Origin of the sequence: Streptomyces monashensis (assembly GCF_001866665.1) — a bacterium.
Lineage (GTDB): Bacteria > Actinomycetota > Actinomycetes > Streptomycetales > Streptomycetaceae > Streptomyces > Streptomyces monashensis.
Genome location: NZ_MLYO01000010.1, coordinates 32,092 through 46,143 on the forward strand (window position 1 = coordinate 32,092; position 14,052 = coordinate 46,143).

Below are 14,052 nucleotides of genomic sequence, written 5' to 3' on the forward strand. Positions count from 1 at the left end.
CATGACGGGCACCGCACCGGCCCCCGCCTCGCTGATCACCGTGCTCGGCGCCTCGGGTTTCGTGGGTTCGGCCGTCCTGCGCGCGCTGGCGTCGCGCCCGGTCCGGCTGCGGGCCGTGGCGCGCGGGCCGAGCCCCGCCGTCCGCGGCCCGGCCGAGCTCACCGTCGTCACCGCCGACCTCACCGACCGCACGGAGCTCGCCGGGGCGGTCGCGGGTGCGGACGTGGTGGTGCATCTGCTGCTGGGAGACGGCGGCTGGCGGGCGGCGGAGTCGGATCCGGCGGCCGAACGCGTCAACGTGGGCGTGATGCGGGACCTCGTCGACGTGCTCGGCGTGCGGGGCCCGGGGTACGACGGCGGGCCGCCCGCGCTCGTGCTGTACGGCGGTGCCGCCTCGCAAGTCGGCGTGCCGCCGCGAGAGCCGCTCGACGGCAGCGAGCCCGACCGTCCGCGGACCGCCTACGACCGGCAGAAGCTGGCGGCTGAGCAGATCCTGCTGAAGGCGACGGCCGAGGGCCGGGTGCGCGGCATCGCGCTGCGGCTGCCCACGGTGTTCGGGGAGGGCGTGGCGGGCGGTACCGGCGACCGCGGGGTGGTGTCGGCCATGGTGCGGCAGGCGCTCGCCGGCCGGCCACTGACCATGTGGCACGACGGCACGGTCCGGCGCGATCTGGTCCATGTCGAGGATGTCGCCGACGCGTTCACGGCCGCGCTCGACCACCCGGAGGCCCTGGTCGGCGGCCGCCATCTGATCGGCGCGGGCCGGGGCGACGCGCTCGGCGACACGTTCCGGCTCATCGCGCGGACCGTGGCCGAGCGCACCGGGCGGCGCGCGGTCGCCGTGGAGTGCGTGGAGCCGCCCGCGCACGCGCCCGTGACGGACTTCCGCAGCGTGACCATCGACTCCACGCCGTTCCGCGCGGCCACCGGCTGGCACCCGCGCATCTCCCTGCCCGAAGGGGTGCGCCGCACGGTCGACGCCCTGGCCCGGCAGCAGGACGAGCAGCACTGACTTCCCTCATCGGAAAGGCTGGCAGGACATGACCACGCGTGTTTGGGACTACCTGGCGGAGTACGAGAGCGAGCATCCGGACATCCTCGACGCCGTACGGACCGTCTTCGCCTCCGGGCAGCTCGTGCTCGGCGCGAGCGTGCGCGGCTTCGAGGAGGAGTACGCCGCCTACCACGGGGTGGGCCACTGCGTCGGCGTCGACAACGGCACGAACGCGATCAGGCTCGGGCTCCAGGCCCTGGGCGTCGGACCCGGCGACGAGGTGATCACGGTCTCGAACACGGCGGCGCCGACCGTGGTCGCCATCGACGCCACGGGCGCCACTCCCGTCTTCGTCGACGTCCGCGAGGACGACTTCCTGATGGACACCGCCCAGGTGGCGGACGCGATCACCGAACGCACCCGCTGCCTGCTGCCGGTGCACCTGTACGGCCAGTGCGCCGACCTGGCACCGCTGACGGAGCTCGCCGGCCGGCACGGGCTGGCCCTGCTGGAGGACTGTGCCCAGGCCCACGGCGCCCGGCAGGGCGGCACCCTGGCGGGCACGACGGGCGCCGTGGCGGCCTTCTCCTTCTATCCGACCAAGGTCCTCGGCGCGTACGGCGACGGCGGCGCGGTGATCACCTCGGACGCGGACGTGGCGGCGCGGCTGCGGCGGCTGCGCCACTACGGCATGGAGGACCGCTACTACACGCTGGAGACACCCGCCCACAACAGCCGCCTGGACGAGGTCCAGGCGGAGATCCTGCGCCGCAAACTGCGGCGGCTCGACGCCTACATCGCCGGCCGCCGGGCGGTCGCCCAGCGCTACGCCGACGGCCTCGCCGGCACCGGACTCCGGCTCCCGCACACCGCCCCGGGCAACGACCACGTGTACTACGTGTACGTCGTGCGCCACCCCCGGCGCGACGACGTCGTCGAACGCCTCAAGGCCTACGACATCCACCTCAACATCAGCTATCCGTGGCCGGTGCACACCATGACCGGGTTCGCCCACCTCGGCTACGCCACCGGCTCGCTCCCGGTCACCGAGGCGCTGGCCGGCGAGATCTTCTCGCTGCCGATGTACCCGGCGCTCGCCCAGGACCTCCAGGACAAGGTCATCCACGCGCTGCGCGAGGTGCTGAGCACGCTGTGACTCCCCGCCGAACTCCCGTGCCCCACCGAGCAGTTCACCGATCTGTTCACCGATCTGTTCACCGAGCCGTTCACGTAGCCGTGCACCGAGCCAGGAAAGAGCGCACATGAAAGCACGCCGACTCGCCGTCCAGGGAGCCATCGAGTTCACCCCGCGGGTCTTTCCCGACGACCGGGGTCTGTTCCTCTCGCCGTTCCAGCAGCAGGCGTTCGCCGAGGCGCGCGGGGGCCCGCTGTTCCGCGTCGCGCAGTCCAACCACAGTGTGTCCCGGCGCGGTGTGGTGCGCGGGATCCACTACACCGTGACCCCGCCGGGCAGCGCCAAGTACGTCCACTGCGCCCGCGGCCGGGCCCTGGACATCGTGGTCGACATCAGGGTGGGTTCGCCCACGTTCGGCCGCTGGGACTCGGTGCTGATGGACCAGCGGGACCACCGGGCCTCGTATCTGCCTCTGGGCGTGGGGCACGCGTTCGTGGCGCTGGAGGACGACACCGTCATGTCGTACCTGCTCTCCGAGAGCTACGTACCGGAGCACGAACTCGCCGTGTCCGTGCTGGACCCGGCCCTCGGGCTGCCCCTGACCGGGGCCGCCGAACCGGTCCTGTCCGACCGGGACCGGGTGGCGCCCACCCTGGCCGAGGCGCACGAGCGGGGTCTGCTGCCGGACTACGTCCGGTGCGCGGAGATCGAGGACGCCTGGTCCCACCCGCACTCGGATCACATCCCCCAACCCTCCCGAGCACGCATGGGGTGAGCGAGGTCCGGCTCACCCGGTCGTGGTGGAGCCGGCCCGCGCCCACCGCGTGAATGAGCGGGTTTTCCGCCGCCGGGCCGCCCGGCCGCCCGCGCGGCCCGATGCTGGCGGAGCGCCGATCTCGTGGATCCCGACCAGAAAGGCCACTGCCATGACCGATTCCGCACAGACACTGCCGGTGCCGGGAGCCGTCGGCAAGCTGTACGACCAGCTGACACTGAACGCGATGAAGGACGGCACCTTCAACACCAATGTGCACATCGGCTACTGGGACTCCCCGGACTCCGACGCCACGATCGAGGAGGCGATGGACCGGCTCACCGACGTGTTCATCGAGCACCTGAGGGTGGACGGCACCTCCCATGTGCTCGACCTGGGCTGCGGCGTGGGCGGTCCCGGGCTGCGGGTGGTGGACCGCACCGGTGCGCGGGTGACCGGCATCAGCATCAGCGAGGAGCAGATCAAGACCGCCAACCGGCTGGCGGCCGAGGCCGGGGTGGCCGACCGGGCCGTGTTCCGGCACGGGGACGCGATGCGACTGCCCTTCCCGGACCGGTCGTTCGACGCCGTGATGGCGTTGGAGTCGCTCTGTCACATGCCGGACCGGCAGCGCGTTCTCACCGAGGTGGGCCGCGTGCTGGTCCCCGGCGGCCGGCTCGTCCTGACCGACGTGTTCGACCGCGGCCCGCGCGGGCAGGCGCGGCACCCGGGCGTCGAGAAGTTCTGCCGCGACCTCATGGCGACCATGGCGGACCTGGACGACTACATCGGGCTGCTGCGCCGTTCCGGTCTGCGGCCGCGCGCCGTGCTCGACGTCACCGAGCAGACCACCCTGCGCACCGGCCACGAACTGCTGAGGACGGCGCATCCCGACGAGCGTCCCGAGGCCATGGTCGAGAGCAACTTCGCCTTCTCCGACGACGCGTTCCACCCCGCCGACCTGGCCGGCGTCGACACCTTCGGCTGCCTGCTGGTCAGCGCGGAACGGCCCTGATCCGGGGTGCCGGGTGGCCGGTCCCGGGCCACCCGACGCGCCCGCCCCACCGGGAACGGACCCACGCACGAAAGGCAGGCAGGACATGACGCGTTCCGACGAGCGGACCGATGTGCTGATCGTGGGCGGCGGCCCCGTCGGAATGGCGCTCGCGCTGGACCTGGCGTACCGCGGGATCGACTGCCTGGTCGTCGACGCCGGTGACGGACGGGTCCGGCACCCCAAGGTGAGCACGATCGGCCCGCGCTCGATGGAGCTGTTCCGCCGCTGGGGCGTCGCGGACGCCGTCCGCGACGCCGGCTGGCCGGCCGACCATCCCCTGGACATCGCCTGGGTCACCCGGGTGGGCGGCCACGAGGTCTACCGCTACCGCCGGGGCACCGCCGGGAACCGGCCCGCCTTCACGCACACCCCCGAGCCCGACCAGATGTGCCCGGCCCACTGGCTGAACCCGGTGCTGACCAAGGCGGTGGGCGTCCATCCGGACGGCCCCCTGCGGCTGCGGACGACGGTCGACCGCGTCCGGCAGACCGACGACCACGTGGAGGCCGACCTCACCGACCACACCACCGGCACGACCGGCACGGTCCGGGCGCGCTATCTGGTCGCCTGCGACGGCGCCTCCTCCCCGATCCGCCGGGCCTGCGGAATCGACGCGCCGGCGCGCCACCGCACCCAGGTGTTCCGCAACATCCTCTTCCGCGCCCCCGAACTCAACAACCGGCTCGGCGACCGGGCCGCGCTCGTCTACTTCCTGATGCTGTCGTCCACGCTGCGCTTCCCCATGCGCTCGCTCAACGGCAGTGACCTGTACAACCTGGTGGTGGCCGCGGACGACACCGCCGACCGGGGCGACCCGGTGACACTGGTCCGCGACGCCCTCGCCTTCGACACCCCGGTGGAGCTGCTGAGCGACGGCGAGTGGCAGCTCACGCACCGCGTCGCCGACCGGTACCGGGCCGGGCGCGTCTTCCTCGCCGGCGACGCCGCGCACACGCTGTCGCCGTCCGGCGGCTTCGGGCTCAACACCGGCATCGGCGACGCCGCCGACCTCGGCTGGAAACTCGCCGCCGCCCTGAACGGCTGGGCCGGGCAGCTGCTCCTCGACACCTATGACGCCGAGCGCCGGCCGATCGCCGTGGCGAGCCTGAAGGAGGCCAACGTCAATCTGCAGCGCACCCTGCGCAGGCAGGTGCCGCCGGAGATCCACCTGGACGGGCCCGAGGGCGAGCTGGCCCGCAGCCACGCGGCCAGGGTGCTCGAAGACAGCGGCGCGCAGCGGGAGTTCGACGCCCCGGAGATCCACTTCGGACTGCGCTACCGCTCGCCCGCCATCATCGAGGACCCCCGGGTGCCGGTGCGCCACGGAAAGCCGGGCCCGGACTGGCGCCCCGGCAGCGAGCCCGGCTACCGCGCCGCGCACACCTGGTGGGACGCCACCACCTCCACGCTCGACCTGTTCGGGCGCGGCTTCGCCCTGCTGTGCTTCGCGAGGGCCGGCCGACTCCGGGACGTGGAGCGTGCGTTCGCCGGCCGGCGCGTTCCGCTGACGATCCACGCAGGGGCGGGCGGAGCGGCCGCCACGCTCTACGAACGGTCCTTCGTGCTGGTCCGCCCGGACGGCCACGTGGCCTGGCGCGGCGACCGGCTCCCCGACGATCCGGGGGCGTTCGTCGACACGGTGCGCGGCGACCGGGCCGACGCCGTGCTCGCCGGCCAGGGGAGTCAGGAGGTGTCGTCCGGATCAGGCCGGCCATGAGGAACGGCGCCTGCCGGCCGACCCGAGCAGGGTCATGGGGTCCCCCGCGCCGGGCGTGGGAGACTCGGCGATCGACGGCGACCCCCGCTGGGGGTGCCCCCTGGGGAGCGCATGCCAGGGCCCGCGACGCCGACATGATCCGAACGACACCCTCCAAGGCCGCACCGTCACGCCTTCAGGCCGTAGAAGCCCATCGGCGAGTTCGGCCGGAAGCCGATGCGGGGTACACGGGCGCCCCGGCCGCCGTCGCGTGCAGGGTGGCCCGGTTCGGCCCCGTCGCCCTGGCCCCCTCGTACAGGGCCTTGCGCGTCACCGCCTCGCCGTAGCCGCGCCGTTCCCCTTCCGGGGCGGTGGCGACGAGCGCGACGAAGAGCCGGCCGTCGGCCTCCACGGTGCCGGCGCAGGTCACCGGGACGCCGTCGCGCAGGCCCAGGCAGGCGTGCACCCGGCCCTTCCACAGCGTGGAGCCGAGGAGTCCGTCGCGGCCATGGTCCAGCGGGAAGCCGTGGGCGCGCGAGTTCAGGTCCGCGTACGCCCGGAGCTGTTCCTCCGTGGTGACGCGTTCGAAGGTCAGGTCGGGGTGGGACGGTTCGGGGACGGGGAGGGGGTCTCCGGCCATGCCGGTGCCGGGGAAGCCGTACGCGAGGCCCGCCTTCTCGGCCGCCGCCCGCACTCCCGAGCGCCTCGTCGCCGAGGAGGTCGTCGAAGAGCCACAGGAACCCGGGCTGCTTCGTGGCGCGCATGACGTCCGTCGCCCGGACCAGGCGGCGGCCGAGCAGCGCCGGGTCCGCGTCGACCTCGGTGAGCGTGACGCAGTTCCAGAACGCGAACCTGGAGTCGGCCCAGCGCACGGCGATGCCCGGCGATGCCCGCACATCGGCGTCCGGGTCCCGGTCGACCACCATCGCGCGCCAGACCAGCGCGTGTTGCTCCATGGATTCGATGGCACGCTCTAGGCGTAGACCCGCTGCACGAACTCCGCGCGCTGTCCCTCGCTGAGGTTACGGGCGATGTCGGCCTCGCTGATCATGCCGACCACGCGCTTGTTCTCGACGACCGGCAGGCGCTTGATCTGGCGGCCCTCCATCTCCCGCAGGGCGTCCGCGATGTCGGAGGCGGCGTCGATCCAGCGCGGTGTGCCCTCGCAGATCTCCGCGCACGTCACCTTCGCCGGGTCGTGGCCGGCGGCCACGCACTTCACCACGATGTCACGGTCGGTGATGATGCCGCACATACGGTCACCGTTCTCGGGGTCGCTGACCGGAAGTGCGCCCACACCGTGGTCCCGCATCAGCTGTGCCGCGCGGTCCAGCGTCTCGTACCGGGGTATCCACTGGGCGCCCGGGTGCATGATGTCCTTCGCAGTAGTCATCGCTGTTGCCTCCATTCCCCCGCCAGCGTGCACCCGTGTACGTCGTGATGTCCTGTTGGGCTTTCAATCGGTAGCCGGACGCGCACGGGGGTACGTGAGATGTGCAGGAAGTCGCAGGAGACGGCCGAGGGCCGTCGTAGCCCCTGGGGAAGTCGATGACCAATGACCATCATGTCCGAGACGGTTGTGGTGCCCGCCGACGGCGCCGCGCTCCCTGGTGATCTGGTGGTGCCGAAGGACGCACCGGCCGTCGTGCTGTTCGCGCACGGCAGCGGCAGTTCGCGGCACAGTCCGCGCAACCAGGCCGTGGCCGCCGCGCTGCGCGAGTCCGGGCTCGGCACCTTGCTGATCGATCTGCTCACCGCCGAGGAGGAACAGCGGGACGTCGTGACCGGCGAGCACCGCTTCGACATCGCGCTGCTGGGGCGCCGCCTGGTGGCGGCCATGGAGTGGCTGGGGGCCCGGCCCGGCACCCGTGGCCTGCCCGTCGTCCTCTTCGGCGCCAGTACGGGCGCGGCCGCCGCCCTCCAGGCCGCCGCCGAGCGCCCCGCGGGCGTCCTGACCGTCGTCTCGCGGGGCGGGCGCCCCGATCTGGCGGGCGCCGCGCTGCCCGCCGTACGCGCGCCCGTCCTGCTCGTCGTCGGCGGCGAGGACCACGAGGTGCTGCGGCTCAACGAGGAGGCCGCGCGCCGGCTCCGGGTCCCGCACGCCGTGCGCGTCGTCCCGGGCGCGACCCACCTGTTCGAGGAACCCGGCGCGCTGGAGCAGGTCGCCGACGCGGTCCGCGAGTGGTGTGCGGAGCGTCTGCGCGCGGCGCCGCCGGAGTGAGGGTCACCGGGCGGGCGGCCGGAGTACGAGGGCGAGCGTGCCGTCGGGCCGCGCGTCGATGTGGACGCCGCGGCTGATCCGGGTGAGGGTCGCGCGCAGCCATGCGCGGTCCGCGTCCCCGGCGTGCTCCAGCCGCATCCGCCGCGCCCGCAGGGGGAACATCCGCGCCCCGACGAGGGCCCCGGTGTCCGCGTCCACCGAGACGAGGTGACCGAGGCGGAGGTCGTCGCGGTACCGCTCGTAGCCGCGGATGCCCTCGTAGTCGTCGATGAAGTCGCCGCAGCCGTAGAGGATCAGCCGGTCCCGGTACACCTCGACGGGGCGGGGGTGGTGCGAGGAGTGGCCGTGGACGAGGTCGACGCCGCCGTCGATCAGGGCGTGCGCGAAGCGCCTCTGCTCAAGGGGGACGGGGTAGCCCCAGTTGGAGCCCCAGTGCACCGACACGACGACGATGTCGCCCGGTCGCCGCACGGCCCGCAGCCGCTGTACGACGGTCCCGGCGGCCGCGGCCGACAGCTCGCGGACATGGGCGACGCCCGGCCGCTCGGTGGTCGCGGCCCAGTCGGACGGAATGCCGCTGGACTGCGCGCCGAGGGCGAGGACCAGCACGCGGCGGCCGGGCCCGACGGGGACGGCGGCGGGTGCGCGGGCCTCCTCGGCGTCGCGCCCGGCGCCCGCGGCCCGCAGTCCCGCACCGGTCAGCGAGTCCAGCGTCTCCTCCAGACCCGGCCGGCCGAAGTCCAGCACATGGTTGTTGGCCAGGACGCACACGTCGGGCCGGGCCACGGTCAGCGCGGGGAGGTTGGCCGGGTGCATCCGGTAGTGGATCGCCTTGCCGGGGGCGAACGTGTCGCTGCGCGTGACGGCCGTCTCCAGATTCACGATCCGGACGTGCGGGGCGGCCCGCTCCAGCAGCGGCAGCGCCTCGCCCCACGGCCAGGCGGGACCGACCGGCGCGGGGATCGGCCCGCTGACCGCCTCGGCCAGTTCGACGTACGACCGGGCGTCCGTGACGTAGTCCTCGCGCAGCTCCGGCTCTCCGGGGTGCGGGAGGATCTGGTCGACGCCGCGCCCGAGCATCACATCGCCGCACAGGAACAGCGTCACCGTGCCGCCGCCCATGCCTCCACCCTAGGACGGCGTCGGAGGCCACCGCGGTCCGGACGGCGCGCGGTCATGGCGTCCCCGTGCACCGTCGCGCGTGCGGCTGAGCGGGCTCAGAGGCAACTGAGAGTCTGCTGTGTCAGGCTGACGCGCCTTGTCCCCCCTCAGGAGCTCCTTGATGACTCTGATCAACGGTCTGCCCGCACATGTCTTGTTCGTGCATGTGGTCGTCGTGCTGATCCCGCTCACCGCGCTGGCCCTGGTCACGGCCGCCCTGTGGCCGCGCGCCGCCCGCCGGCTGGGCGTGGTGCTGCCGCTGGTGGCCCTCGTCGCGCTGGTGAGCGTGCCGCTGACGACGCATGCCGGTGAGTGGCTCGAACGGCACGTGGACTCCGACCCCCTCGTGCGCCGGCACACCGAGCTGGGCGACGGGCTGCTGCCGTGGGCCCTGGGCCTGTTCGTGCTGGCGGCGGTCGTGTGGTGGGCCGGCCGACGCACCGAGGCGGAGCCCGGTCAGGGCGGTGGTGCCCTGCGCTGGTCGGCCCTGCCCGTGCGGATCGTGGTGGGTGTACTCTCGCTGGCCGTCGCGGTGGGCGCGGTCGTCGACGTCTACCGGATCGGCGACTCCGGTGCGAAGGCCGCCTGGCACGACGCCTACTCGAAGACGGCGACCAAGTCGGCGGACGGCTCCTGACACACGGCGTGCAGCCCCGGCCCTGAGCGGCCCGGCGGCCTGCCGAGAGGCCCGGCACGGAATCTCTGTGCCGGGCCTCTCGCTGTCCGAACGAGGTGCACCGCACAGCGACCGTCGACGGCAGGCGGCCCGGCCCCCGCCCGCCCCCTCGGATCTCCCCGATGTCCCTCACGTCACCTCGGCGGGGCGGGTGTGTCGCTGTCCGGTGCCCTCGCACGCAGCGCCGCGGCCACCCTGCCGACCGCCGCCCGCAGGGCACGCGCCAGGGCGGGGGTGCCGCCTTCCCGGCCCACGCCCTGCAGGCCCGGATCCGTGTGGCTGAGCGTGGCCAGGGTCGGGGGATCAGTACGCCCCCGGTGCTGGGCACCCAGCCGAGCCGGACGGTTCCGGACTGGCCGGACAGCCGAACAGGCCGGACAGTTCCCGTGCCGTCGCCGAGCGCCGCATCACGACACGCTCGGCCGGAGTCAGCCGTACGCCCTCGCGCCGCCGCTCCAGCAGTTCCGCCCCGCCGCCCGCTCGATCGCGGCGACCTGCCAGGAGACCGCCGACCACATGTAGCCCAGCGCCGCCGCGGCCGCGGTGAAGGTTTCCTGTCGTCGTCTCCCACGCGGTCGCCCGGGTACTGCCCGGGGAGTCGCAGGCCGAGCGGGCCGACGAGTTCATCGACATGTCCAACACCGCCACCCCCGCGATCCCACGCTCGTTCCGCGCTGTCCTGCGCCCGGGTGGCCGGCTGCTCGTCGTGGCCAGCAGTCTCGGCGCCCTCGGCCACCTCGTCGCGCGGCTGCACCGCCTCTTCGACGACGCGCCCTGGAGCAGGTCGAGTACGCGGTCGAGTCCTGGCGCAGCGCCGTACCCGGGACCTGGTCGCCGGGTACTCGTCGGCAACGTCTTCCTGTCCCGGGGTCCACGTCAGCGACACCGCCGGCCTGCGGGCGCCCTCCAGGACGCCTGACGGTGCTGGTCGTTCGGGAAGAAGTCGAGCACGGCCTGCCCGTCGTGGACGTCCTCCACCCGGAAGCCCAGCCCGTTCAGGCTGCCCGTTCCTCCCTCGCCGACCGACGAGGTCATGAACTGGCCGTTCCCGGAGGCCTGTACGACCACCGAGCGTGCAGTGATGCCGATGACCTCCAGCGAGCCGACCCCGAACCGTGCGTCGACGGGAATGCGCGTCGGCTGCTCCGTCACACGGATCCGGCAGCGCCCTTCGAAGCAGGCAGCGACATCGGCGGTCGGGGAAACCACCGGTGCGGGCGGCGACTTGCTCCCCTCCCCCGAGCCGTCGCCGCCCGCACCGGCCCCCGATCCGCAGCCCACGAGAGCCACCGCCAGGCCCAGCCCCACCAGGGCCGCCCGCGCACTCCGCCGCGCATCCATCGTCCCGCCCCTCGCCACCCACCCCGCGCCGGTACCGCACGGGTCCGTCACGCTCTTTCCGTTCCACGGCCGTTGCGGGGACACACCGCCGCGGCGGGCCCCGAACACAAGAGCGCACAGGGGAAGAGGCGCGGGCTGCGGGGAAGCGCGGGTCAGACGTCCGTACGGCCACCGTCCACCGTCCACCGGCAGGACAGCGCCCTGCACGAAGCTCGCCGCCGCGAGCCGGACCGCCGGCCCGCGGAAGTCGAATTCGGGGTCGGTGACGTTGAGGATTCGGTCGCGTCCACGGCAACACGTGAGAAATTGGATTGAGGCCGAATATCGAGGGTTAATGCAGCAGCACCGAACACCCGCCACACGCCTTCCTTTGACAACCTTTCATCATATAAAAAGCTCTCATTATCACGTGCGGCCGATTTCGCTCCTTTGACAAATCGCGATCCCGTCCCGGATCATGGAATCCGTCATATAAAGTGGGACAGGGCCGATAATGAAAAACATGCGACAAGCCGACCGGGCGGTGGCCGACTGGCGAGCCGTACTCGGCACCACGGCGGTCTCGACCGATGCGCAGGTCCTCGCCGCCTATCAGATGAATACGTCGGAGTACCGTCCCCGTGAGCTGATTGCCCTGCTGCGGCCTTCGACACCGGATGACGTACGGCACATCATCGACGTGGCCCGCTCGACCGGAGTGCCTCTCCATCCCCTCAGCACCGGCCGCAACTGGGGATTCGGATCGGCGCTGCCACCCCGTGGACCGGTGGCCCTGGTCGACCTCGGGCGGATGAATCGCATCATCGAGGTCAATACGCCGTACCGCTACGCCGTCTTCGAGCCCGGCACGACCCAGGGACAGCTCGCCGACCACCTCAGGGGGCTGGGGTGCGCCCTGAAACTCAATGTGACCGGGGCCGGCCGGGAGACGAGCATCGTGGGCAACGTCCTCGACCACGGCGGCGGCCATCTCGGCGCGCGCTTCGACGACCTGCTCGGTGTCGAAGTGGCCCTGGGAAACGGCGAGACGGTGCGCACCGGACTGTGGCACCTGCGGGAGTCCGGCGACCTGATCCAGCACTATCCGCCGGGGCTGGGACCGGATCTGCGCGGCCTGTTCGTGCAGTCCAGCTTCGGCATCGTCACGAAGATGGTGCTGCGTCTGCACCCGGCCCGGCCCTTCCGGGAGCTGACGCTCGAAGCCGCCGAGGGCAGGCTGCCCGACGTCGTCGATGCCCTGCGCCAGGCCCGTGAGGACGGTCTCATCACGGGGTACGTCCGCCTCACCGACGGCATCGACCCCCACATCCGGTTCTTCCGGCGCGACACCGGAGCCACCTGGAAGGCACAGATCACGCTCTACGGCACCAGCGCGATGCGGGCCGAGGCCGACCGGGAGATGCGGCGTCGCATGAGCGCCCTGGTGCTCCGCACGGACGGCTTCGACACCGAGCACGACGATCTCCGGGCCCGCGACGGCGAGGACCGCGCCCTGCTGGAAGCCCGGTTGCGCCTCGCCGAGGGCATCCCCTCGGACCGTTCGCTGGAGAACATAGCCCGGACCGCCGGAAAGTCATTCCCGCCCGGGACGGCCGGCCTGGACCATGACCGCGACCTGCCCGGCTTCCTGTGTGCCAACGTGACGCTGCCGTTCTCCGGAGCACACGTGGCCGCCTGCGTCGCGGAGGTCCGGGCCGCCGCCGACGAGGCGGGCATCACCGCCGCCTGTCTGTTCGGCATGATCGGCCCCACCGCCCTGTCCGGCTTCTTCCCCTTCTACTTCGACCGGCGCAGCCCCGATGCGGTGTCCCGCGCCCACGCCCTGCGGGACGAACTGCACCGGCGGCTGGAAGCCCACGGCATCTACCCGATGCGTCTGGACGTCGACTCGGCCGGCCCGTTCATCGAGCGCACCGACGACGGCTTCTGGCGCACCGTCTCCGCGCTCAAGCAGGCACTGGATCCGGACGGCGTCATCACCGGCCGCTACACCCCGCCCCCACGGACCCACGCGCGCCGACCGGTCACGCACGACACAGGAAAGGCTCCATGACCACCACGCCGACCGCGACGATCGAGGCCCGGGCCTGGTCCGAACTGCGCTCCCTGACCGCACATCTGCTGGCCCGGGAACCCGAGGAGATCCACGCCCTGCGCACCGGCGCACTCCCCCACCGACCGGGCTCGTACGGCCAGTACTTCACCGCCTGGGACCTGGCCAACGGGATCCTGCGCGACTACTCCATGAACCTCTACCAGGCGCTGCGCATGGTGGCCCGCCGGGAGATCGGCGTGGACAGCGCGCTGGCGGTACTGCGCAGCTGGGTTCCCATGTACGGCGAGTTCCTCCGGTACAGCGGTTTCGAGCGGCTGGCGGATCACGCCCGGCTCATGGTCGAGTCCGGTGTCCGCGACCACCGCGGGCTCGTCGCGGAGCTGTCCGCGTTGGTCGCGTACGTCAACCGCCTCACGGCCTGGTCCCATCACTACTTCCCGTGGCACGTCGGCGAGGCGTACCGCTATGACGCCGCGCCGCCCGACGTCATGGCGCAGACGCTGCCGGCCGCGTGCGACGAGGGCTCCTCGGTGCGCACGCCGGTCCGGCTGCGGTGGGAGCCCCTGGGCGTCGAGGTGGTCGCGGAGATCTGCCGCGACCTCAACGAGCGCCTGTGCGGCGACTTCCTCGCCGCCCTGCCGTTCACGGTGCTGCAGGACCACGCGGTCGTGACCGGTGAGTCCATGTACGCCTGGACGCCACTGGTGAGCGTGGCCCCGACGCCGGTGACGGAGCGCATCCGCGACGCCCCCGTGGGCAGGCTGCGCTTCTCCCAGGCCACCGGCAACAAGCTGGTCGTCCAGTACGGGCCCACCACCGAGACGCTGCACGCTCCGGTGCTCGGCCGGGTCGTCGCCGAGGACATCGACGCGCTGCGGAAGGTCGGCCGGGCCGCCTGGGACAGCACCTTCCGCACCAAGGAGCACGTGTGGCTCACCGTCGAGCGCATCTGAACCAGGAG

Annotated in this window: 12 protein-coding genes and 3 pseudogenes; 10 read left to right on the forward strand and 5 right to left on the reverse strand. The window is 72.7% G+C overall.

Going from position 1 to position 14,052, the window contains the following annotated elements:
• Position 1 precedes the first annotated feature (1 nt).
• The 5 genes from BIV23_RS02915 to BIV23_RS02935 all read left to right on the forward strand — a co-directional run bounded on the left by BIV23_RS02915 (position 2) and on the right by BIV23_RS02935 (position 5,657).
• The gene (locus tag BIV23_RS02915; RefSeq protein WP_071379125.1) at positions 2 to 1,012 is read left to right on the forward strand and encodes an NAD-dependent epimerase/dehydratase family protein; all 1,011 of its coding nucleotides are present in this window, start codon (positions 2 to 4) and stop codon (positions 1,010 to 1,012) included.
• Positions 1,013 to 1,040: 28 nt separating this feature from the next.
• On the forward strand, positions 1,041 to 2,150 hold the full coding sequence (locus BIV23_RS02920) for a DegT/DnrJ/EryC1/StrS family aminotransferase (RefSeq protein ID WP_071379126.1): 1,110 nt from the start codon (positions 1,041 to 1,043) through the stop codon (positions 2,148 to 2,150).
• A 106-nt stretch (positions 2,151 to 2,256) separates the two neighbouring features.
• Positions 2,257 to 2,904, forward strand: coding sequence for a dTDP-4-dehydrorhamnose 3,5-epimerase family protein (locus BIV23_RS02925; RefSeq protein WP_071379127.1), 648 nt, complete (start codon positions 2,257 to 2,259; stop codon positions 2,902 to 2,904).
• Between the two features lie 151 nt (positions 2,905 to 3,055).
• A complete protein-coding gene (locus BIV23_RS02930) occupies positions 3,056 to 3,898 on the forward strand; it encodes an SAM-dependent methyltransferase (protein ID WP_071379128.1) in 843 nt (280 codons plus the stop codon).
• A gap of 85 nt (positions 3,899 to 3,983) precedes the next feature.
• Positions 3,984 to 5,657, forward strand: a complete 1,674-nt coding sequence (locus BIV23_RS02935) for an FAD-dependent monooxygenase (protein ID WP_071379129.1) — start codon at positions 3,984 to 3,986, stop codon at positions 5,655 to 5,657.
• Between the two features lie 167 nt (positions 5,658 to 5,824).
• On the opposite strand, the pseudogene BIV23_RS02940 reads toward BIV23_RS02935, so the two are convergent.
• Both BIV23_RS02940 and BIV23_RS02945 read right to left on the reverse strand, forming a co-directional pair.
• Positions 5,825 to 6,592: pseudogene (locus tag BIV23_RS02940) on the reverse strand (GNAT family N-acetyltransferase).
• A 17-nt stretch (positions 6,593 to 6,609) separates the two neighbouring features.
• Positions 6,610 to 7,029 (reverse strand): CBS domain-containing protein, encoded by a 420-nt coding sequence (locus BIV23_RS02945; RefSeq protein WP_071379130.1) that lies wholly within the window; start codon positions 7,027 to 7,029, stop codon positions 6,610 to 6,612.
• Positions 7,030 to 7,197: 168 nt separating this feature from the next.
• Between BIV23_RS02945 and BIV23_RS02950 the strand changes: the two genes are divergently transcribed.
• Complete coding sequence (locus BIV23_RS02950) at positions 7,198 to 7,857, forward strand: dienelactone hydrolase family protein (RefSeq protein ID WP_071379239.1); 660 nt, start codon at positions 7,198 to 7,200, stop codon at positions 7,855 to 7,857.
• Positions 7,858 to 7,860: 3 nt separating this feature from the next.
• On the opposite strand, the gene BIV23_RS02955 is transcribed toward BIV23_RS02950, so the two are convergent.
• Entirely contained in the window at positions 7,861 to 8,979 is a 1,119-nt protein-coding gene (locus BIV23_RS02955) for a CapA family protein (RefSeq protein WP_071379131.1), read from the reverse strand.
• Positions 8,980 to 9,139: 160 nt separating this feature from the next.
• Here BIV23_RS02955 and BIV23_RS02960 point away from each other — a divergent pair, with 160 nt between their 5' ends.
• A complete protein-coding gene (locus BIV23_RS02960) occupies positions 9,140 to 9,655 on the forward strand; it encodes a DUF2231 domain-containing protein (RefSeq protein ID WP_071379132.1) in 516 nt (171 codons plus the stop codon).
• A 188-nt stretch (positions 9,656 to 9,843) separates the two neighbouring features.
• Here BIV23_RS02960 and BIV23_RS51500 read toward each other — a convergent pair.
• Positions 9,844 to 10,266: pseudogene (locus tag BIV23_RS51500) on the reverse strand (LysR family transcriptional regulator); the annotation flags it as partial.
• Between BIV23_RS51500 and BIV23_RS51505 the strand changes: the two are divergent.
• Positions 10,251 to 10,513 (forward strand): annotated as a pseudogene (locus BIV23_RS51505) (carbonyl reductase); the annotation flags it as partial. The pseudogenes BIV23_RS51500 and BIV23_RS51505 overlap by 16 nt on opposite strands.
• A gap of 57 nt (positions 10,514 to 10,570) precedes the next feature.
• On the opposite strand, the gene BIV23_RS49500 reads toward BIV23_RS51505, so the two are convergent.
• Complete coding sequence (locus BIV23_RS49500; RefSeq protein WP_143079042.1) at positions 10,571 to 11,035, reverse strand: hypothetical protein; 465 nt, start codon at positions 11,033 to 11,035, stop codon at positions 10,571 to 10,573.
• A gap of 502 nt (positions 11,036 to 11,537) precedes the next feature.
• On the opposite strand from BIV23_RS49500, the gene BIV23_RS02970 reads away from it, so the two are divergent.
• Complete coding sequence (locus BIV23_RS02970) at positions 11,538 to 13,088, forward strand: FAD-binding oxidoreductase (protein WP_177239678.1); 1,551 nt, start codon at positions 11,538 to 11,540, stop codon at positions 13,086 to 13,088.
• The gene (locus BIV23_RS02975; RefSeq protein ID WP_071379135.1) at positions 13,085 to 14,044 is read left to right on the forward strand and encodes a cucumopine synthase-related protein; all 960 of its coding nucleotides are present in this window, start codon (positions 13,085 to 13,087) and stop codon (positions 14,042 to 14,044) included. The genes BIV23_RS02970 and BIV23_RS02975 overlap by 4 nt, the downstream gene beginning before the upstream one ends.
• Positions 14,045 to 14,052: the final 8 nt, after the last annotated feature.

Bases quoted from the DNA above. Each gene is read 5' to 3' on its own strand.
- BIV23_RS02915 (WP_071379125.1), top strand. From the start codon at position 2: ATGACGGGCACCGCACCGGCCCCCGCCTCGCTGATCACCGTGCTCGGC.
- BIV23_RS02920 (WP_071379126.1), top strand. From the start codon at position 1,041: ATGACCACGCGTGTTTGGGACTACCTGGCGGAGTACGAGAGCGAGCAT.
- BIV23_RS02925 (WP_071379127.1), top strand. From the start codon at position 2,257: ATGAAAGCACGCCGACTCGCCGTCCAGGGAGCCATCGAGTTCACCCCG.
- BIV23_RS02930 (WP_071379128.1), top strand. From the start codon at position 3,056: ATGACCGATTCCGCACAGACACTGCCGGTGCCGGGAGCCGTCGGCAAG.
- BIV23_RS02935 (WP_071379129.1), top strand. From the start codon at position 3,984: ATGACGCGTTCCGACGAGCGGACCGATGTGCTGATCGTGGGCGGCGGC.
- BIV23_RS02945 (WP_071379130.1), bottom strand. From the start codon at position 7,029: ATGACTACTGCGAAGGACATCATGCACCCGGGCGCCCAGTGGATACCC.
- BIV23_RS02955 (WP_071379131.1), bottom strand. From the start codon at position 8,979: ATGGGCGGCGGCACGGTGACGCTGTTCCTGTGCGGCGATGTGATGCTC.
- BIV23_RS02960 (WP_071379132.1), top strand. From the start codon at position 9,140: ATGACTCTGATCAACGGTCTGCCCGCACATGTCTTGTTCGTGCATGTG.
- BIV23_RS49500 (WP_143079042.1), bottom strand. From the start codon at position 11,035: ATGGATGCGCGGCGGAGTGCGCGGGCGGCCCTGGTGGGGCTGGGCCTG.
- BIV23_RS02970 (WP_177239678.1), top strand. From the start codon at position 11,538: ATGCGACAAGCCGACCGGGCGGTGGCCGACTGGCGAGCCGTACTCGGC.
- BIV23_RS02975 (WP_071379135.1), top strand. From the start codon at position 13,085: ATGACCACCACGCCGACCGCGACGATCGAGGCCCGGGCCTGGTCCGAA.